The sequence below is a fragment of the Campylobacter sp. US33a genome (assembly GCF_004378855.1).
GTDB lineage: Bacteria > Campylobacterota > Campylobacteria > Campylobacterales > Campylobacteraceae > Campylobacter_D.
The window spans coordinates 1-21,137 of record NZ_RYYL01000005.1; the positions used below are offsets into that span (position 1 = coordinate 1).

General features: G+C 30.1%; 19 protein-coding genes. 8 read left to right on the top strand and 11 right to left on the bottom strand.

Annotation, left to right across the window (positions count from 1 at the left end; all coding sequences use genetic code 11):
* The 7 genes from ELQ16_RS09975 to ELQ16_RS04495 form a co-directional block, all read left to right on the top strand.
* The coding region (locus ELQ16_RS09975) for a hypothetical protein (protein ID WP_166739652.1) at positions 1-1,275 on the top strand (1,275 nt) is incomplete at its 5' end.
* Between the two features lie 30 nt (positions 1,276-1,305).
* The gene (locus ELQ16_RS04465; RefSeq protein WP_134238374.1) at positions 1,306-2,499 is read left to right on the top strand and encodes a phage tail sheath family protein; all 1,194 of its coding nucleotides are present in this window, start codon (positions 1,306-1,308) and stop codon (positions 2,497-2,499) included.
* 23 nt (positions 2,500-2,522) lie between these two features.
* Positions 2,523-3,032: a phage major tail tube protein gene (locus ELQ16_RS04470; protein ID WP_134238375.1), complete on the top strand. Its 510-nt coding sequence runs from the start codon at positions 2,523-2,525 to the stop codon at positions 3,030-3,032.
* A 166-nt stretch (positions 3,033-3,198) separates the two neighbouring features.
* Positions 3,199-3,438, top strand: a complete 240-nt coding sequence (locus ELQ16_RS04475) for a phage tail assembly protein (RefSeq protein WP_134238376.1) — start codon at positions 3,199-3,201, stop codon at positions 3,436-3,438.
* Positions 3,439-3,911: 473 nt separating this feature from the next.
* A complete protein-coding gene (locus ELQ16_RS04485) occupies positions 3,912-6,158 on the top strand; it encodes a phage tail tape measure protein (RefSeq protein WP_134238378.1) in 2,247 nt (748 codons plus the stop codon).
* Between the two features lie 4 nt (positions 6,159-6,162).
* Positions 6,163-6,651, top strand: a complete 489-nt coding sequence (locus ELQ16_RS04490) for a phage virion morphogenesis protein (RefSeq protein ID WP_134238379.1) — start codon at positions 6,163-6,165, stop codon at positions 6,649-6,651.
* A 105-nt stretch (positions 6,652-6,756) separates the two neighbouring features.
* Positions 6,757-7,572 (top strand): DNA adenine methylase, encoded by an 816-nt coding sequence (locus ELQ16_RS04495; RefSeq protein ID WP_134238380.1) that lies wholly within the window; start codon positions 6,757-6,759, stop codon positions 7,570-7,572.
* Between the two features lie 29 nt (positions 7,573-7,601).
* On the opposite strand, the gene ELQ16_RS04500 is transcribed toward ELQ16_RS04495, so the two are convergent.
* The 11 genes from ELQ16_RS04500 to ELQ16_RS04555 all read right to left on the bottom strand — a co-directional run bounded on the left by ELQ16_RS04500 (position 7,602) and on the right by ELQ16_RS04555 (position 18,479).
* Positions 7,602-7,889 (bottom strand): hypothetical protein, encoded by a 288-nt coding sequence (locus tag ELQ16_RS04500; RefSeq protein WP_134238381.1) that lies wholly within the window; start codon positions 7,887-7,889, stop codon positions 7,602-7,604.
* Between the two features lie 58 nt (positions 7,890-7,947).
* Positions 7,948-8,577, bottom strand: a complete 630-nt coding sequence (locus ELQ16_RS04505) for a S24 family peptidase (RefSeq protein WP_134238382.1) — start codon at positions 8,575-8,577, stop codon at positions 7,948-7,950.
* 596 nt (positions 8,578-9,173) lie between these two features.
* Positions 9,174-10,997, bottom strand: a complete 1,824-nt coding sequence (locus ELQ16_RS04510; protein ID WP_134238383.1) for a WG repeat-containing protein — start codon at positions 10,995-10,997, stop codon at positions 9,174-9,176.
* Positions 10,998-11,010: 13 nt separating this feature from the next.
* Entirely contained in the window at positions 11,011-11,931 is a 921-nt protein-coding gene (locus tag ELQ16_RS04515; RefSeq protein WP_134238384.1) for a WG repeat-containing protein, read from the bottom strand.
* Positions 11,883-13,622: a WG repeat-containing protein gene (locus ELQ16_RS04520; RefSeq protein WP_134238385.1), complete on the bottom strand. Its 1,740-nt coding sequence runs from the start codon at positions 13,620-13,622 to the stop codon at positions 11,883-11,885. Before ELQ16_RS04520 ends, ELQ16_RS04515 begins: the two co-directional genes overlap by 49 nt.
* 61 nt (positions 13,623-13,683) lie before the next feature.
* Complete coding sequence (locus ELQ16_RS04525) at positions 13,684-14,103, bottom strand: DUF805 domain-containing protein (RefSeq protein WP_134238386.1); 420 nt, start codon at positions 14,101-14,103, stop codon at positions 13,684-13,686.
* 11 nt (positions 14,104-14,114) lie between these two features.
* Positions 14,115-15,023 (bottom strand): ferrochelatase, encoded by a 909-nt coding sequence (gene hemH, locus ELQ16_RS04530; protein WP_134238387.1) that lies wholly within the window; start codon positions 15,021-15,023, stop codon positions 14,115-14,117.
* A gap of 64 nt (positions 15,024-15,087) precedes the next feature.
* The gene (locus tag ELQ16_RS04535; RefSeq protein WP_134238388.1) at positions 15,088-15,813 is read right to left on the bottom strand and encodes a hypothetical protein; all 726 of its coding nucleotides are present in this window, start codon (positions 15,811-15,813) and stop codon (positions 15,088-15,090) included.
* A gap of 374 nt (positions 15,814-16,187) precedes the next feature.
* A complete protein-coding gene (locus tag ELQ16_RS04545; protein ID WP_134238389.1) occupies positions 16,188-16,451 on the bottom strand; it encodes a hypothetical protein in 264 nt (87 codons plus the stop codon).
* Between the two features lie 94 nt (positions 16,452-16,545).
* Positions 16,546-17,400, bottom strand: coding sequence for a Gfo/Idh/MocA family protein (locus tag ELQ16_RS04550; RefSeq protein WP_134238540.1), 855 nt, complete (start codon positions 17,398-17,400; stop codon positions 16,546-16,548).
* Positions 17,400-18,479, bottom strand: coding sequence for a DegT/DnrJ/EryC1/StrS aminotransferase family protein (locus tag ELQ16_RS04555; RefSeq protein ID WP_134238390.1), 1,080 nt, complete (start codon positions 18,477-18,479; stop codon positions 17,400-17,402). Before ELQ16_RS04555 ends, ELQ16_RS04550 begins: the two co-directional genes overlap by 1 nt.
* Before the next feature lie 127 nt (positions 18,480-18,606).
* Between ELQ16_RS04555 and alaS the strand changes: the two genes are divergently transcribed.
* The gene (gene alaS, locus ELQ16_RS04560; RefSeq protein ID WP_134238391.1) at positions 18,607-21,135 is read left to right on the top strand and encodes an alanine--tRNA ligase; all 2,529 of its coding nucleotides are present in this window, start codon (positions 18,607-18,609) and stop codon (positions 21,133-21,135) included.
* The last annotated feature ends 2 nt before the right edge of the window (positions 21,136-21,137 follow it).

Here is a 21,137-nt window from a genome sequence, read left to right on the forward strand (position 1 = left end):
GGTAGAATCACTTCAAAACTCACGCTAAGTTATTTCACTTCAGATATTAACGCAGAAATTAAAGAAATCAGCACGAGCAAAGAATTTAATCCTATCAATCAAGATCCTATGAAAATTATTTATAATGATAATTTTCCAAAACCTGATGAGAGTAAAATTTTAGAACTTATCTTAACTTCAAAAGAAACAAGTTCTAATGCTTCACTTTTTAAAGATTTACTTATTGAGACTAACAAAGGCTTTTTAATGCCTATTGGAGTGGATATCTTAGCCAAAGATAGCAATACGGTTTCAAATGTGCTTTTTACTTATTCTAATACAAAAGATTTTAAACTGCCAAGCGAAGGAAGCTTTAAAAGTCCAAGCGATATGAGCGAATTAAGGGCTGAGTTAAGTTGCGATAAAAGTAGCACACAAGAGAGTAATGTTTTAAACGCTTATAAAGGTGGAAATTTTTTAAAATGCGATGAAATAGGAGCAAATTTTAAGATTAAACTTTTTGGGCTTGAATTAAAAGACATTAAAAATATCACTCATTTAAACACTGGTGTTGATGGAGCTAATATCACAAAGATTGATTTTTTAATCAAAGAAAACGACAATGAAGTCTTTAAAAAGCTTGATTGGACTGATTTTAAAACAACACTTTATAAAAAAGGCTTTTTGGATGAAAACTCGGATAAAAATTTCATCAGTCTTGATATTTCAAGCACTAAACCGCCTTGCTGTTTTAGCGCTTTGAGTCTTTATAAAAATAATACGCTTTTAAAACCAAAATTTGCAAGCGTTTATGATGAAAATTGTGTTGAAGTTATTTTTAGCACTGATGAAGGTTTAGAAAATCCTAAAAACTATTTACCAAGCATTCCAAGCAATTATAAGCTTTTAGAAAATGAATGTCGTATAAGCTTAGAATCCAAAGAAGCTTACGATGCTGGTTATGGAGTGCAAGAATTAATTTATCAAAATTTTGGTTATCAAAACGGCAGAAGTTATTATTGTGCCAAAAGAGATGATAATACAGATCTTATTACTATAAGGGCTTTAGAAGGTATTAAAATTGATGAAATAAGCCATTTTACTTTCTTAAATGGTATAAGTTCAAGTTATCCAAATTCTTACTTGGTAACAAAAATGATTGTGAAAAAATTCAATGAAAACAAAGAAATGAGCTTTAACACCACTTTGAATGATTTAGTCTTTCAAAATACCCAAAGCTATCAAGTCAATTTAAGTAAAACAACAACTACATCAAAAACAAGGAGTAAAAAATGAAAAAAATAAATCATAAAAAAGGAGTGAAACATGGCTGCTAATTTTGGAGTTAATTACACCATTACAAACGGTGCTGCAAGTCCTATTAAGGTGCAAAGCACCACGCCTATTGGAATTGCTGGGTCAATTAAAGGTGCAAATAAAACTTTGCTTTATACAAAAGCAGGATATTCTGATACAGATGAAATGCCAATTTTTGCGTTTTCAAATGTGAGTAAAGCAAAAGAATTTGTCAGTGATTTAATCAAAGAAAATAATTTGCAAGATTTTCGTTTGCTTGATACTTTAGAATGCATCAATTTGCAAAATGTTTCTAATGTTATCATCATTAGTTTTTTTGAAGAAGGCGAAGATAGTGAGCAAAATTTGGCAAACATTATAGAAGCAATAGAAATGTTTAAAAAAGCAAACCATCGCACAGGCTTTAGTCCTGATTTAATCATTGCTCCTTATTATTCTCATGAAGCGGGAGTAAAGGCTAAGCTAGAAAGCGTGGCAACAGGTATGAAAATCACAGCTATTGTAGATCTTTATGCAAGCAATGTGGGAGAAGCAATGACTGCTATGCAAGCTTTTAGTTCCAAGAGGCTTCTTGCTTGCTGGCCTTATGTGCAAATTCTTAATTCAAGAGGGCAATATGCTTTTGTTCCACAAAGCCCACTCATTGCGGCAATGATTTCTTATACAGATGGGGAGAGTGAGTATGGTTTTAGTGATTCTTATTCAAATCGAACCATCAATGGGGTAACAGGAGTGGAACATTTTATAGAATTTATCAACGGCGAAGATTGTGATGCAGATAGATTAAGAAGCGCTCATGTCTCAACTTGCATTTTAGGCGAAGGTTATCGCTCTTGGGGTGGAGAAACTAGCGACGAAGATACAATTTGGCAAGATTTAGCAAGAGTAAGAACCTTTGATCGTATTGCACTTGCGGCACAAAAAGCGGCTTTTAAGGCTATTGATAAAAAAGCTAGTGAGCTTTATTTCATAAAAATAAGCGTGGAAGAGCTTTTAAGAGATTTAAAAGGCGCTAAGGTTTTAGTGGGTTATGAAGTTACTTGGGATGAAGAAAGAAATACAGACGCAAACATTAGTGCTGGAAAATTTTATCTTAATGTAAAAATGATGAATAATCCAATTGTAAAACAAATCACAATTGATTTTATTTACTCTGATGAATGGGGCGCTGATTTGATTAAGAGCATTAGTGCAGATAGTTAATAAATTTTAAAAGGAGATTAAAAATGAAAAGAATGATTGGTGAAGTTATACAGGAAGGCAATATCTATATAGATGGCAAAGGCTATCTTGGAGTGGTTAGAAATTTGAAACTGCCTGATATAGAACAAGAAATGATTGAAACTAAAGGAGTTTTAGGGGCAAATTATAGCACTGGAGTAATGAAACCTTTGGAAATTACTTTTAAGTTAGCTATAGCTGATCCAGTGCTTTATGCTGCGTATTTTCATACGACTTACAGTGAAATAAAAGCCCCTTTGCTTTTTAGAGAAAGCGTACATCAAGGTGGAAAAAACTACGGCATCAGTGCTGAGTTTTTAGGAGAGTTTATAAGCATTAGCGAAAGTGACCATGAAAGTGGAAGCGAAATTGAAGTTGAAGTAAAAATGGCTGTGCATTTTTACATGCAACGCCGTAATAACATTCCTATCATCACCTACGATCATAAAAACACCATTTTAATGATAAATGGAGTGGATTTGATGAGTGGAATAAGAAGCAATTTAACCCTTTAAACATTGATTAATCAGTGTTTAATTAACAAGACTGGAATTTTAGGTAAGTCAAGAATTAAAACCCTTAAGCAAAATTAATGGCTAAGTTCCCCACGAAGTGGCGCAGAGCCTTCAGGGGTTTTGAAAGGGCAATGCCCTTCATAATCAAAAAAAGGAGACAAGAAAAATGAAAGAAAAAATTATCAAACTTGAAAATGGTGAAGAATTAAAAATGTCAGCACCTATAGTGCGTGTTTTAAAAAATGCTATGACTAAAAGCGATAAAGAAATGGATCAAACCATTTATATGATAGCCGCACTCACAAATAAACAAGAGAGTGAAATCGAAGATTTAAATCTTAAAGATTTTAATGAACTTCAAAAGGCTTTAAAGTCTTTTTTGGAAGAGGCAGGGCTTACAGCTTAGAAGCTGTGGCTCTGATAAGTCATACTTTACATTGGAGACTTAATGAGGTTTTGGATTTAAGCTTGGATGAATTTGAAGAGGCTTTGAAAATTTCTAAAGAAATTTTAAAGGCTAAAACTCTTTAGGACTTGGTATTTGTTTAGGCGGTTGGTTTTTGGCTTTAAAGCATTTTTTAAAAAGTTTAAAAATAAGTTTTGAAATAAAAAATAAGATTTCGCAACTTATCATAAATAAAGCATGAATAAGCTGCGATAAGCCAAGAAAAAAACCGATAAAAATAATAACAAAAGTTACAAAAAGTGTAACAAAAATATTGGCGAAAAAAGAAATTTCATCATTATAACCAATATAAAAAATGCCAATATAGCAAAAAAACATAAAGCCATATGAGTAGAGATAATCTCTTTTTGTTAAAAGTGTTTTTTCATTCATGGCAAAGATTTTAAAATACAATTGCTTAAAAAGGGTTTAACATGGAAAATGCAGGAAGTATTGGAATTGGTATCGCTTTAGGATTTGTATTAAAAAATGCAGGTATTGTAAAAGAAGTAACCAAAGATTTTAAATCATTGGAAGAAGTGCTTGGTAAAACTAAAATCGGCATTAAAGGATTTGAAAAGCAACTTAATCAATTAAAACTAAATTCAAAAATTAGTGAACAACTCAAAGCTCAAAAAGAAAGTATTAAAAATGAAATCTTAAGCTTAAAAACTTTAGTAACTGGTGGACTTATAAGCCAAACCATAGGATCATCTATTAACTTTGAATCTGCCATGGCTGATGTGAAAAAAGTTGTGAATTTTGATGAAGGCGATGATATTAAAAAAATGAGTGATGATATCCTTAAAATGACAAGAGTGCTTCCTGCTACAGCCGAAGAATTGGCAGCCATAGCTGCTGCTGGGGGACAGATTGGACTTGGTTCAAAGGATGTAAGAGAATTTACAAATCTTGTAACTAAAATGAAAGTGGCATTTGATATGAGTGCTGAAGATGTAGGAGATAGCGTTGCTAAGATTAAAAATATTTTAGGCATTTCTTTAAAAGATATGGAAGATTTAGGCGATACAATCAATCATTTATCAGACAATAGTGCATCAAAGGCTAGAGAGATTATCGATGTAATGAAGCGAACCGCAGCCGCTGGAAAACAAGTAGGCTTTACCAAAGAACAAATTGCAGCCTTAAGTTCTACTTTTATATCTTTAGGTAAACCTTCAGAGGTCGCAGGAACCGCAATTAATAGTTTATATACAACCTTAGTTACTGCAGACTCTTTGGGCAATAAGGCTCAAGCTGCTTTTGCAAAAATAGGAATGAGCGGAGAGTTTTTAAAGGCTAGCACTTTAGAAAATCCACAGCTTGCACTAGAGACTTTTTTAGAAAGATTAAAAGGCTTAGATAAAGCAGATCAAATGGGTGTATTAGTAGATATTTTCGGTAAAGAATTTTCAGATGATATCGCTACGCTAATTCAAGGTATGGAAACTTATAAAAAAGCCTTAAAAAATGCCAATGATGAAGCAAAAAAAGGTTCTTTGCAAAGGGAATTTGATACAAGGGCTGCTACTACTGAAAATTCTATTACATTAATGAAATCTGCATTTAAAGAATTATCTATTGCAATAGGAAATAACTTTTTAGAGCCAATTAGTAATGCGGTATTAGTTCTTCAAGGCTTTATAAATAAATTAACTGATTTTGCAATAAACTCTCCAAAGCTTACAACCGCAATAATTGGCATAGGCATAGGATTTTTAACATTAAAACCTATATTTTTAACATTAAGATTTGGAATTTTTTATCTTATAAATTCTTGGCGTTTGTTACAAAATGTTTTATTATATTCTCAAATTGCTTTTAAACTTGTCGCTTCATCTTGCAACCTAGCCAACATTATCCTAAAAGCAAAAACCATCACAACTAATATTTATACCGCTTCTATAAAAGTTTTGTCTTTTGTTTTAGGCGGGCTTGGTAAAGTTTTTAAGGTTGCAGCTAATGGTGTTAGAGTGTTAAGTGTGGCTATGATAAGTAATCCCATTACTTTTATTTTAGGTGGCATTGCAATAGTTGCTGGACTCATCATTGCTAATTGGGATAAGGTTAAGGCTTGGTTTATGTCTTTTATAGAATGGCTTAAACCTGTTTGGGAGCCTATTTATAATGTCATTAAAACTGTATTTGATAAATGCAACGGAGTATTTAGCTATTTTAAAGACAATATTTTAAGCATAATCTTTCCTTTTGTGGGGATATTTAAAACCGTATTTGTGCCTATTGGTGAGTTTTTATATAATCTTTTTGGCGGAGTTTTTGATTGGTTAGGAGAAAAATTTGCTTGGATAGGAAAACTTATTAGTTCTATTGCTGATTTTATAGGCACAGCATTTAAGGCTTTAGGTTTTGGGGATGATGAGCTTAGCGTAAGTCAAAGCCAACAAAGCAAAGAAAAAACTATTATCACAAATGCTTATACAGATGAATTACCACAAAGTAATGAAATTTTAGAAACAAAAAGCATTAAACAAATGCCAATTAATTCTACTCCAAGCTTTAATAATGGTAATATCAATGTAAGCGTTAATGGCACTTTTAATATAACCACTAAAGATGGTAATTTTAATATGAGTGAGTTTGCCACTGCTATACAAAAAAGTGTATTTGATGCCCTAAGAAAGCAAGAGCAAAATAAAATCAATACTACAATTTATGGTTAAAAATATGAGTGAATACATAGAGATTAAAGGGCTTGAAAGCTTTTTTAAGGCTTGTGATAAATTAGTGGATATGGATAAACACGGCAAAAGCATTATGGCGGGTGCTGGTGAGAGTATAAGAAATAGCATTATAGATTCTTTTGCAAATGAACGCAGTATTTTTAATGGAAAATGGCAAAGCTTAAAACCAGCTACAATAAAACAAAAAGTCAAAGATGGTAAGAATAAAGGAATTTTAAAAAGAGATGGAGATCTTAGTGAACCAAAAAATTGGCAAAGCGAACCTACTAAAAGCGGAGTAGAAGTCTTTAATAATATACAGACAAAAAATGGCTTTAAATATGGACTTGTGCATCAGTATGGTAGTAAAAAGAAAAATATACCTGCAAGAGCTTTTTTACCCATAGATAATAACAATGTTTTACACCAAAGCATAAGAAGTGTGATTTATAAAGATACTAAGGATTTTATTGCAAAGATTACTAAGAAATAAAAGCAAGGAAAGTCCTAAAACTCTCCTTTTCTAAAAACTAGCAAAAGCATTATAGCTTTATTTTTAAAGACTAGCTTTTTAAATTTTATTTTGAAAGGAGTTTGTATGAAAATCAATACAGACAAATTTCTAAAAACTAGCTCATTAATCAAACCTACGCAAACTAAATTAAAGGCTCCGTTTGCTTGGGTAGGCGGTAAAAGCTATTTGGCTAAAGAAATCATTGCCTTAATGCCTGAGCATAAAAGCTATATTGAAGTTTTTGGAGGAGCTTTAAGTGTTTTTTATCAAAAAAGTGCTTCAAAAATAGAAGTCATTAACGACATTAACAACGAGCTTATTAATTTGCATCTTTGCATTAGAAATAAACCACAAAGTCTAACTAATGTGCTTAATTCTATGCTGGCAAGTAGAAAAATCTTTTTAATGCTTAAAAACAAAGAAATTAAGCCAAGAAATGATATAGAAAGAGCAGCTTTTTATTTTTATCTTATCAACACTTCTTTTGGTTCAAGCATGGGACAATTTGCTATGAGTAAGCAAAGAGCACCTAAAAAGCTTTATAGGGATTTTAGTTTGCATACAAAAAGACTTAGAAATGCCAGTATTGAAAACAAAAGCTTTGAATATATTTTAAAAGAATATGATTATAAAGAAGCTTTGTTTTATTTAGATCCACCTTATGTAGGAACGGAAAATTATTATAAAAATATGCCAAGTTTTGGGCTAAAAGAACATGAGCTTTTATGTGATTTGCTAAAAAATATCAAGGGTAAATTTATGCTTTCTTATAATGATTGTAAGTTAATAAGAGAGCTTTATAAAGATTTTAATTTTAAGGAGTTAAAAGTAAGATATTCTTTAAATAACAATGTTTTAAAAAGAAAAGAAAACAAAGAGCTTTTGATTATGAATTTTTAAAAGCTAAGAGAATATTTTTATATTCTCTTTTATTTAAGCAAAGAGGCTAAAAATTCTAAAACTTCTTTGCTAAAATCTTTATTGCATTCTTCTAGATAGTCTTTATCTAAAATAGCTCCATATTTTAATAAAAGCAAAATCGCTCCAAAATTATTGTGAGTTATTGCATAAAACATAGGCTCTTCGCCCATGCATTCTTTAGTTGCACTCATACCATTTTTAAGATATTCTAAAACAAGTTCGTTGTTATGATTACAAATTGCGTTTATAAAAGTTTTACTAAAACCTTTTTTGATATCTACTATTACTTTACTCATCTTATCTCCTTTTGTTTTGATAAGACAAGATTAGCTTGACAAAGCTTATTGTGTGCTGTTAAACGCAAGAAAGTTCTCCAATTACCACGCCAATTAATAAAAAATCTCCATTTTTATAAAAGATATCTTTATACGAAGGATTTAAAGAGTGCAAAATCACTCCACCATCTTGCTTTAAAACCTGTTTTATAAAGAGTCCATCTCTAGTATTAATCACACAAATACTTTTGTTTTTAAAAGTTTTATTTCTATCAATAACACAAATTGAACCATCTTTTATTACTGGTTCCATACTCTCGCCATAACAGGTAATAAACTCGCATTCTTTACTACCAAAAAAGTTTAAAATATTTTCATCGATGATTAAATCAGAGCTATCAATCAAATCATTTATTCCACCTCCACCTAAACTTGCATTGGTTTTATAAAGCTTTAAAATTTTATATTTGTTTTCACATTCTAATTGATCTTTAGGAGAGTTTCCATAGAAGAAATAATTAATACTTATGTTTCTTTGATTTAAAAAGTTTAAGATTTGTGGATAGGGAATGGAGTTTCTAAACTTCATAGAATTAAAAGTATCAGGATGGATGCCTAATTCTTTGGCTATATCTTTGGTTTTTAAATCACGCTTACCTTCACTGGCTAAAATATCCTTTAGCTTTTCAATCACTTCTTGCATTTGCATATTAAATCCTTTATTTTAATTTCAAAGAATTTAACAAAAAATTACAAAAAGCAAGAAAAAGATTTTAATTTGAAAGGCTAATTTTTTAAGTTTATTTTAAAAAAAGTTTAAGTTTTATATGTAACTATCTTCCAAACCTTAAAGCCATAGATAGTTACATGCTATTTTTATACAAAAAGTAGTTAAGCTATGGTTATATAGTGTTTTATAGAGATAGTTACATGGTTAAGAAAACATAAGAATACTTTAAGCAAAAATGTAACTATCCTAGAGAGTAAAAAGCACTTTTGGGATATAAAATTTAAAACCAAGCTTCGCTTTTATCTGCCTTTTGAACGGCATTTAATCACTTTCTTGGGATAAAACGGACATTTTGGGATATTTGGGATATTTTACGCTTTAAATTTGGAAAGATAAAAAGTCGTTTTTATATGCTTTAAAAGCCTATTATTTGGGAGTTTTGCTAAAATTATTTAGGGATAGTTACATGTTCTTTTTAAAATACCCCTTACAAAAAGCACTAAAAAACAATGCTAAAAAAAGAATAATTAAAATTTGAAATTTTTTCATTTTTTGTCTTTAAAAAATATTTGGCTTTAAAAATTTGAAAATGAACCTGCTTTAGTAAATTTTCCTTTTATTATGATATTGCCTTTTTGATCCATAAAGCCATAAGAACCATTTGCTATAAATCTGATTAATTTTTTATCATCTAAAAAATCATCTACTGAAATATCATCAAAGACAGGCTTTATAAAAAGCTTTCTTTTTGTATTTACCAAACCACAAGTATCATTCTTAGTTGTCATTTTGATAAAACCATTGGGGTGTAATGCAATTTCATCATGAGTAGGCTTTAAAACAAAATTTCCATTTGTATCCACAACTCCAAAACCCGAACCATTGAGCATTTTAACTTTTGTTAACCCAAATTCGCTTTCTACGGGCTCATAACCTTTAATCACTTCGCCTTTTTTGTTAATCCATGTATTTTCCCAATAGTTATTTTTGTCTAAACGCACTCTTGCAAAAGCATTTACAAAACGCACATGGCCAAAACCGAGCTCTGGCTTGAAAAATTGCGGTTTTATAACCCATTTGCCTTTTTTGTCGATAAAACCCCATTTTTCTCCTTTTTTGACTGCCGCAAGTCCTTGTTTAAATTCTTCCACCTTGTTAAATTGCGCTTTGATTACTTCGCCTTTCTTGTTTACATATCCCCATTTATCACCAATCCTAATAGCTGCTAAACCTTCAGAAAAAGAATCCAAATGATCAAATTTTGCTTGAGTTATGATATTTCCATTTTTATCCATAAGTCCCCATTTATCGCCAAGTCTAAAACTTATAATGTTGTCCCAAAAAAATAAATCATCAAATTTTGGTTCTATAAAAATATTATCACTTGTATTAACAAAGCCACATTTATCCTTTAAGCAAAATGTCGCACAATAGCTATATTCATTCACGATTATAATATCCATTATAGGCTCTACAATGACTTTTCCATTTTCATCCATAAGGCCAAATTTATCATTTACTTTAAATTTATAAATCAATTTACTTGCGACATCTTCCCACTCAAGTTGTGGCTCGATGATGATTTTGCCTTGTTTGTCTATAATGCCCCATTTATCGCCAAGTCTAAACGCTGCAGTTTTATCACTAAAACCAAACACAGTATCAAATTTTGCTTCTATAACCCATTTGCCTTTTTTATTGATAAAGCCCCATTTTCTGTCTTTTCTAACTACTGCAAGTCCTTCGCTAAAATTATACGCATCATCAAATTCTAAATCAATAACAACTTTCCCGCTTTTATTTATAAAGCCATATTTTTCCTTGTCGTTTTTAAGCTTCATAACCAAAGCAAGCCCTTCTACAAAAGAACCAATGCCATCAAATTTAGGCTTTACGATTACTTCTCCTTCTTGATTGATAAGACCTAGATTATAATCTCGATCAACAACCCTTGCAAAACCATTTTCAAAAGGATATATATCGCTAAATTGAGGCTCTATAGCCCATTTGCCCGTATGATCGATAAAGCCACCGCCTTTGAAAGTTTTATGAGTTTCATAACCAAATTTATGTAAAAAAGTCGCAGGTGCAAATCCATAATCTATAAATGAAATATAAGTTTTTGCTTTTGCAAATCCTAGACTATCAGCCTTGACAAAATATGCTCTTGCTTTATTTAAATCTCTAATGGCGGGATTTTCGTATAATTTTCCAAGCTCAAAGCAAGATTGCGAGTTATTATTATCACAATCTTTTTGATAAATTTGTGTCAGTTTTTCACAAGCTTGTACTTCTTCTAAATTACAAGTTTCCTTAAGCTTGTCAATCTCACTCATCTTAGAACAAGCACTAAAAAACAATGCTAAAAAAAACGTAGTTAAAATTTGAATTTTTTTCATTTTTTGCCTTTAATTATTCTACAAATTCACCTTTGGTATTGATAAATTTTATTTCTTTACCTGTAAAAACTTTAGCCACCATATTATCTTTAAAATCCCAATTGTCTTCAAAACTCCAAACATAATCAAATTGAGGTTCAATGATTTTGCCATTTTCGCCAATAAAGCCGTATTTATCATTAAGCCCAATTTTTACAAAGCCATTGATAAAATTTTCACCAATATAATCATATTTTGGCTCTAAAATAGTGTGTAAATTCTTGTCTAAAAGTCCTATTTTGTTATCAAGTGCTATTTTATAATGATTTTTGCCAAACCTTTTAAATTCATCAAATTTAGGTAAAATCAGCCAATTTAAATTCTCATCCATTACACCAATTTTATTAGCAATAGTAACACTGATAAAATTATCATATCTAGCAATATTGTCAAAAAATATATCAAAAACTGCTTGATTATTTTTCATATCAAAAATTTGACTTTCGCCTTTTTTTTGAACAAGCCAATATTTATTTGCTAGCGTCAAAATATCATTATTAAAATCATCTTCATAAGCAAAATTGATTTCAAATAAGATTCTAGCTTTTTCATCCAAAAAACCATATTTAGCACCTTGAATGAATTTAAAAGGATATTTATCAGTATTTATATAATCAAATTTTGGTTCTAAAACAAATTCACCTTTTTCGTTGATAATGCCTATTTTATCATTTGTATTGAGTTTATAATCATCATTTTCATCTTCTTTTTTAACCCAATAAAGCCTATTAGAAAATTTATAAATTTCTTCATACTGTGGTTTGATGATAACTTTGCCTTGCATATTGATAACACCATAGTGCAAACCATCAGAAATGATAAAACCCATATCTTTATCAAAATATTTTATAAAATAATTTTGTGGCTTAACAATCCATTTTCTATGATTATCCATAACTCCAAATTTACCTTTTTTTCTACTATAAAAAACATTTGCTCTTTGCTTACGGACTTATCTTCATTTGTCTCTTTCATTTCTCCAAGTTTTGTCTCAGAAGTTGCAAGCGGTTCAATATAATAAATACTATCAAATTCAAAAGGCAAGATTAAATCACCCTTTGTGTTGATGAGTCCGAATTTTTTATTTCTATCAAGTTTAACTTGTGCAAAACCATATTTAAAAGGAGTAACCGTCTCAAACTTAGCAGGGATAACAAGTTCCGCATTTTTATTGATATAACCCATTTTATTTTTAATACTGACAAAACTAAGATCATTTGAAAAACAAGACGATATATAATCATATTTTATGGGCACGATAAATTCTGCTTTATCATTGATAATTCCATATTTTCCATTTAAACCAACTTTGCTAGTACCACCACAACTGCTAATTTCAAATTTTGGCTCTAGGACAAAACGACGATTGTTTATATCAAATAAACCTTCTTTACCTTGAAAATACACTCCTATAAATTTATTATAAAAATTATACATATCATCAAATTTAGGTTCTAATATAAATTGTTTGTTTTTTATATCAAATAATCCCAGTTTTTTATCAATTTCTACTTGCCAAATATCATTTTGTCGATAAGAAGCTTTATAAAATTTAGGCTCTACAAGCACTTGTGCTTCTTTGCTAACTAAACCTATTTTTGAATCTTTTTCTACTAAAAATATCTTTTGATTATAGCTTTTTTGTATATAATCAAATTGTGGTTCTAAAATTTTGCCATCAAAACTTGCAATGCCGTATTTTCTATTTTTTTCAATAAGAATGGCATTTTCAACTTGATCTATCTTATCAAATTCAGGTTTTATAACAAATTCTCTTTTTATATTGATAAGCCCCCATTTATCATTTAGCCTCACCTCGGAAAATCCATCTAGAAAACAGGATACAAAATCAAATTTAGGCTCTATAAGCATTTTGCCTTTTTTATCGATAAAGCCCCATTTTTCATTAAGCTTAACCGCAGCAAATCCTTCTTTAAAGCTAGATACGCTATCATATTTAGCTTTTATAACCATTTTACCTTTTTCATCGACAAAACCCCATTTATCTTTTAGTCTAACCGCAGCAAGACCATTAAAAAAACGCGACGCAAAGTCAAATTTAGGCTCAACCACTATTTTGCCATTTTCATCAATAAAGCCGGTTTTGTCATCAATAACAATCTTTGTAAGTTTTTCATTATTTATAAAAATTATATAAGGTGCTTTTATATTACGCCATTTATCAGGAAGTATAAATTTAGGCTCTAAAATTGTTTTTCCGTCTAAAGTAATCAAACCGAATTTTTCATCTTTTTTAACCAAAAAAACACTATCGCTAAAATAGCTTATATCATCAAATTGTGGTTTTAAAATAAATTTTCCACTTTTATCAATAAGTCCATATTTCTCATTTTGCACAACCCTTGCAACGCCGTTTTTAAAATCTAAGGCTAAATCAAATTGTGGCCCAATTACAACCGAGCCATTTTGATCTTTAAAACCAAAACGATCATTATCAAAAAATACTTTCCATCCATCTTCTTCGTAAAAAATAGGAGTTTTGGAGCTATAATTTAAAGTATGCGTCCCGCACGCAGCCAAAAACAATGCCAAAAAAAGCGTAATTAAAATTTGAAATTTTTTCATTTAGCGCCTTTGACTATTGAGTAAATTCTATACAAAAGATTTAAGACTTGTAAAACAAGTCTTAAATTTGAGTAAAATTAACAAGGAAGCTTAAAATTGCGATGATTATTATATTAGCGATAAGATATGGGATAAAATTTCTAGTTTCTGGTATTTGTTCTCCGTATTTGTTAGTAAATTCATTTGATTTTAAACAATGTAAAATTATAAACACAAATACAGGCAAAATCAAAATATACAAAAGCTGCCACCAGCCACTAAATCCTATATCATGCAATCTCCTTGCACCTATAGCAAGCATAGGCAACAAGCTTACAAGCGAAAAAATATTAGCGACAATAGGCAACCACCAAAAAAACAACAAATCCACACAAAAACTAACAAGGATTTGCATGAGCATAATAGCCCAATAATCACCCCTATTCGTTCGCGTCTGAAAATCCAAACCTTGCTTCCAAAAACTTAAATAAAGTTCAAACATTATAATCTCCTTTAAAAATTTAATAAATAATTCGAAATAAACTGAGTAAATTCATCACTATCATTAGGACAAGCGATTAAATCATAATCACATTTTGCTAAATGCTTATACTCCATACCTAGCTCAAAAATCGTTTCAGAGCAATCAATGCAAAAAGAAATAGGATAAATCAAAGCCTTATCATTTAAATTTGCCAAAATATCGCTCGTATTTGGCTCAAGCCATTTTACCGGACCTAGTTTTGATTGATAAGCTAAAATAATCTTATCAAAATGACCCTTTAATCTTTCTTTTAAAAGCTCTACATGATGATTTATATGTTTTTCATATAAATCGCCCTTATCGATAATACTTTGTGGCAAAGAATGTGCAGAAAATATCAAAGTTTTAGCATCAAACTTGCTTTTTTTGGCTAGTATTTGAGAAACAATCATCTCATTATAAAGCTCATTTTTATAAAAAATATCTACAATTTTCACCTTTGCTTTAATATTTTGCTTTGATATTTCATTTTGTAAAACCTCAAGTGATGAAGTAACCGTAGTGCTTGAGTGATGTGGATAAAGTGGAAAAAGAATAATCTCATCGTTTTCATTTAAGTTATATTTTTGCAAAACTTCATTGGCAAAGGGTGGTACATAAAGATTGACAAAATCAAATTTAAAGTCCTTTGCTTTTGCTTCAAGTTTTTGGCATAAACTTTGCGTAAGCTCATTTAGAGGAGATTTTCCACCCATTTGTTTATAATTTTCTCTCATGGCTTTTACGCGAGATTTTGTTATCATGAATGCCACAAATTTTCTTAAAAATTTATTTTTAATACCTAAAATATAAGGGTCATTAAACATATTTTTCAAAAAAGTTTCACAATCTTGTAAATTCGTAGCTCCACCCATATTTAAAAATAAAACCAATTTCATTAAAAAAACCTTTTTTTAGTTTTATTTTACTTTAATATAAATTTAAAATCAATAAATTTTTTGTCTAATCCATCATCGCCATCATAGGTAATAATGGAAAAATATAAGGAAAAAAGCAAAAAACACAAATAATGAAGCAAACTTGCACTTTTTTATCATATTTTTTAAATAATGAGTAAATTCCATACACTGCAAATAAAACAAAAGTAAATAAAAATAAAAAATACCAACTAAAAGAATCTAAAATAAATTGTTTATAATTTGCAATTTCTATGTGTGATAAGATATTTATAAATAAAACAAAAACACAAAAGAAAACTACTAAGCAAAAATAATTTCTTAGGATATTTTTATTTTTAAAAATGAAATTTAAAATCGCACTCACACAACCCAAAGACGCAAATAAAAAAATCAAAAAATACCAAGTATTATCCATAAAATTAGCTATTTTTGTAAAAATTTCTCCATAATAACTCAAAGCCATCACACATAAAACCCAAAAAATAGCTATGAAAAATTCAACTTTTTTCAAAAAAATACTTAATACCGATAAAATAAATACACCCACAAACACATTTATCATTACCATCGTTAAGGGTGTTCTAAACTCAAACGATAAATCATGTATAAATATCATAGCAAACAGCGTAAAGGGTATAAAAGAAAAATGCACAACAATGCACACAAATAAAATTAGGAGTAAATTTTTATACTTCCAATTTGTAAGCATTATTAAAGGTGAAAAAATACAAAGAGCCCATACTATAAAAACAAGCATTGCAACAAACATTAAAAATCCTTTTTTAATTTTTTAACACAGTGAAATTATAAAATTCATCTATTAATCTCCCCAACCCACCTAAGCACATTGCCTTTACTATCAATTTCTACTTCTAAATCTTTGTATTTGTTATAAAATTTAGGAGCTAAGATTTCATTAAAGTATTTTGTGCCTTTGGCGGGGGGGGGTAATAATTGCATTAATATTATATTTATTCCAACTACTTGGAATATCCCAAGAAGCAATACAAAAATCATCTATATAAAAACACTCTTTATTGATATAATTATCTAAAAAATATTTCCAATTTTTATCTTTATCTTTAGTATAAGCTGATAATGTATTTTGTTTTTCATCGTTTATATAAAAATAAATTAAATCATTTAGAAATATTTTGCAAATACTTTTATAAATTCATCTTGATAATCTCTTGTATAAAGGTTAAAAATCATAAAAAATTCTGCATAATCACTACATTCTAAGAAATCACATAAAAAACTATACTCTATAATCTCTGTTATATCATTTTTATTTACTTGTTTATGTGTGGAAAATATATCAAGAAATGAATTTATATGCAAATCAAGCAAAACATCCCATTGTGGGAAAAATTTTGCATTTATAGTTTCTAAAACTTTAAATTTCATTAAGGTTTTCCTAGGTTATTCTAAAAATTTTAAGAGCTTATTTCTGTATTTTTACTACTTTGAAATTTAATTTTTATATTTAGTTTATTCAAGGTTAAAATTTTTCTAAAATCTCTTGCACTTCATAGGCATTTTTAATATTTGCTAAATAATTTTCTTTACCTAAAAATAAATCGTATAAAGCCATATGTTCACCAAAAAGCGGTGTTTGTGTTTCAAGCTTTAAATTTTGTCCGTCTTTATGTAAAGAAAAATCTGCCAAATTGGCTTCATAGAAATGGTTTTTGCCTACAAGTGTGATTTTTCTTAGTCTTTGTGTGCTATTCCAGCTTTGATGTATGCAAGCAATGACTTTTTCAAATTTGCAAGTTATAATGCTTTCATCTTCTCTTAACTCATCTTTATTAAAGATTTTTAAAATATTTGCACTTATGATTTTTTCGCCACTTAAAAAATGAAGTAAATCAAGATCATGCACGGCTAAATCTTGTAAAATTCCTACATCGCTAATTCTTTGCGGATAAGTAGAAAATCTTTGTATATTTATACTGATGATTTCTTCGTTTTTAAGTTCTTGTTTTAAGGTCAAAATCGCGGGATTAAATCTTTCACAAAATCCTACTCCCACTTTTACGCCGTGATTTTTAGCTAAATTTGAAATTTCATCAATTTCATCTAAATTTAATGCCAAAGGCTTTTCGATCAATACACATTTGCATTTACGAAAAACCTTTTTAGCGATTTCTAGATGTGAATTTGTAGGCGTTGCAATGATGATAATATCGTTGTTTTGATCTAAAAATTTATCTAAATTTGTAAAAAACGGTGCGTTAAATTCTTTATTTTTAACCACATCAAACAAGGTGCTAACTTTAAAATGACTATTTTTACTAAGTTCGTTTAAATGGTTTTGCCCCATTTTTCCAAGACCAATAATACCTACTTTTATCATTTGAAATTCTTAAATACCGCAATGATTTGCTCTTGCTCATCTTCGCTTAAAAATGCTGAAAATGGCAAGGATAAAATGTGTTCGCTTGCATATTCTGAATTTACTAGTTTTAAATGTGAAAATTCATTAAAGCAAGGTTGTTTGTGCAGTGGCGTTGGATAGTGGATCGCATAAGGGATATTTGCTTTTTCTAAAGCATTTAAAACCCTAGCTCTATCTTCTACCAAAACACTATATTGCGCGTAAGCACTGATAGCAAATTCATTTATTTTTGGAATTTGACAATTTTTTAAATTCTCATCATAAATTTTTGCTATCTTTTGTCTTTTGTTTAACTCTTCATCTAAATACTTTAATTTTACATTTAAAACAGCTGCTTGAAGAGTATCAAGCCTTGCATTTATACCTATAAATTCGTGTTTGTAACGCTGTGTTTGTCCGTGGTTAAGTAAAATTCTTAAATTCTTAGCTATTTCATCATCATTACAAAAAATTGCCCCGCCATCGCCATAAGCTCCCAAAGGCTTAGAAGGAAAAAAGCTTGTGCAAGAAATTTTAGCAATAGAACAAGATTTTTTACCCTTAAAACTCGCTCCAAAACTTTGCGCACCATCTTCAATCAAGCTTATATTTTTGCTTTCACAAATGGCATTTAAATCTTCTAAATCACTCATTTGCCCAAACATACTTACCACAATGACCGCCTTTGTTTTAGGAGTGATGGCATTTTTTAAAGCTTCAAAATTAATATTAAAATTATCCAAATTTATATCCACAAAAACAGGCTTAGCACCAATTAAAGCCACCATTTCAGCTGTAGCTATAAAGGTAAAACTAGGCACAATAACTTCATCACCTTCCTTGATATTTAAAACCTTTAAAGCCAGATATAAAGCACTTGTACCACTAGAACAACCAATAGCATGCTTAACGCCCACATATTTAGCTAAATTTGTTTCAAATTCATTTAATTTCGCACCACCTATAAAAGAAGTGCTGCTTAAAACTTCCGAAATTGCATTATCGATCTCTTGTTTATAAGTTTCGTATTGTTTGGCAAGATTGATGAAATTCACTTATTTTCCTTAAGAATTATTAAAATTTAAAAGGCTTATTGTATGTTAGTTTTACTTAATTTAAAGTAATTTTGGTATTATATCTTTTTTAATTTTTTATATTTTATTTAAAGAAAGACAAAAGATTATGGATATTAGAAGCGAATATTTAAATTTTTTTAAATCAAAAGGACATGAAATCACTCCTTCAAGCCCTTTAGTGCCTGATGATGCAAGCTTGCTTTTTACTAATGCCGGAATGGTGCCTTTTAAAAGTATATTTACAGGTGAGGTGCCACGCCCAAATCCACCACGCAAAACAAGTTGTCAAACTTGCATAAGAGCTGGGGGAAAGCATAATGACTTAGATAATGTAGGCTACACAGCCCGTCATCATACCTTTTTTGAAATGCTTGGGAATTTTAGTTTTGGAGATTATTTTAAAGAGCAGGCTATTGCTTATGCTTGGGAATTTGTGACTGAAATTTTAAAACTCCCTAAAGATAGACTTTATGTTACCGTGCATGAGAATGATGATGAAGCTTATGAGTTGTGGCAAAAACACATCGAAAAAGATAGAATTTATAAATTTGGCGATAAAGATAATTTCTGGCAAATGGGAGATACAGGTCCATGTGGTCCTTGTAGTGAAATTTTTTATGATCAAGGAAGTGAGCATTTTAATAGTAGTGAAGATTATATGGGTGGCGATGGAGATAGATTCTTAGAAATTTGGAATCTTGTTTTTATGCAATATGAAAGAAGTGCTGATGGCACACTTACTCCATTGCCAAAACCAAGTATTGATACAGGAATGGGACTTGAAAGAGTTACAGCTATAAAAGAAGGTAAATTTAGCAATTTTGATAGTTCGCTTTTTATGCCAATTATTAATGAAATTTCAAAACTTTGCGGTAAAGCTTATGTTTATGAAAGTGGAGCGAGCTTTAGAGTTATAGCTGATCATATAAGATCAAGTGTATTTTTACTCGCACAAGGAACGAGTTTTGATAAAGAAGGCAGAGGTTATGTTTTGCGTCGTATCTTGCGTCGTGCCTTAAGACATGGATATTTACTGGGATTTAAAAATGCTTTTATGTATAAATTAGTCGATGTGGTTTGTGATTTAATGGGAAATCACTACACTTATTTAAATGAGAAAAAAGACTTTGTTAAAGAACAAATTCGCCTTGAAGAAGAGAGATTTTTAAGCACAATTGAAAATGGAATTGAAATTTTTAATGAAGAGCTTAAAAATACTAAAGAAATTTTTAGCGGGGAAGTGGCTTTTAAACTTTATGATACTTATGGTTTTCCGCTTGATTTAACGCAAGATATGTTAAGAGAGAAAAATTTAAAAGTTGATGAAGCTAAATTTGATGAACTAATGAACGAGCAAAAAAATCGCGCAAAGGCTTCTTGGAAAGGAAGTGGGGATAAGGTAGCAAGTGGGGATTTTAAAGCTTTGCTTGAAAAATTTGGAGAAAATAACTTCGTGGGTTATGAAAAAACAGAATGTGAGAGTAAAATTCTAGCCCTTTTAGATGAAAACTTTAAAGAAGTTTCAAGTCTTAAAGGAAAAGGTTGGGTAATGCTGGAAAATACTCCATTTTACGCAACAAGTGGCGGACAAAGTGCAGATATTGGATATATAAATGAGTGTGAAGTTTTAGACACACAAAAATTCTTTAACCTTAATTTAAGTCTTGTAAATGCAAATGAAGAATTAAAAGTAAATGATCTTGTAAAAGCAAAAATTGATACAGATAAAAGGGAGCAAATCGCAAGACATCACTCTGCAACTCATCTTTTACATCAAGCTTTAAGAGAAATTTTAGGAAGCCATATTTCACAAGCAGGCTCTTTAGTGGAATTTAACAAATTAAGATTTGATTTTACTCATCACAAAGCCTTAGAAAAAAGCGAGCTTGAAATGATAGAAAAAAGAGTCAATGAAATGATTATAAATGCCGATGAAGCCGTGCTAGAAATGATGAGTTTAGAGAGGGCTAAAAAAAGCGGTGCGATTGCTTTATTTAGCGAAAAATACGCTTCAAATGTGCGTGTTTTAACACTTGGAGCAAGTAAAGAACTTTGTGGGGGAACTCATGTAAAAAATACCGCACAAATTGGAAGCTTTTATATAGTAAAAGAAAGTGGCGTAAGTGCTGGAGTAAGACGCATTGAAGCTGTTGCTTCAAGGGCTGCATTAGAATATGTAAAAAGCTTTATCAATGAAAATTTAAGTCTTAAAGAAGAACTTAAAAGCAATGATTTGAGTTTAGGCATTAAAAAACTTAAAAATGAAATCATAAATCTTAAAAATGAACTTAAAAACTCAAACAAAAGCGAGTTAAAAACTCAAACTCTAAAAGGGGTACAAGTTTGCGTAGAGCGCGTGGATAATGGCGATATTAAAGCAATGATTGATGATTTTAAAAATAAATTTAATTCCGCTGTGATTTTACTTTTACAAGCAAAAGATGAAAAAATTACCCTTGCAGCAGGAGTTAAAAACGCTCCTTTAAAGGCAGGAAATATTGTCAAAGAAATTGCACAAATTTTAGGTGGAAATGGTGGCGGAAGAGATGATTTTGCTACTGCTGGTGGTAAGGATATAAGTAAGATTGATGAAGCACTAAATGTGGCTCTAAATTTAATAGAAAAAGGACTTTAATC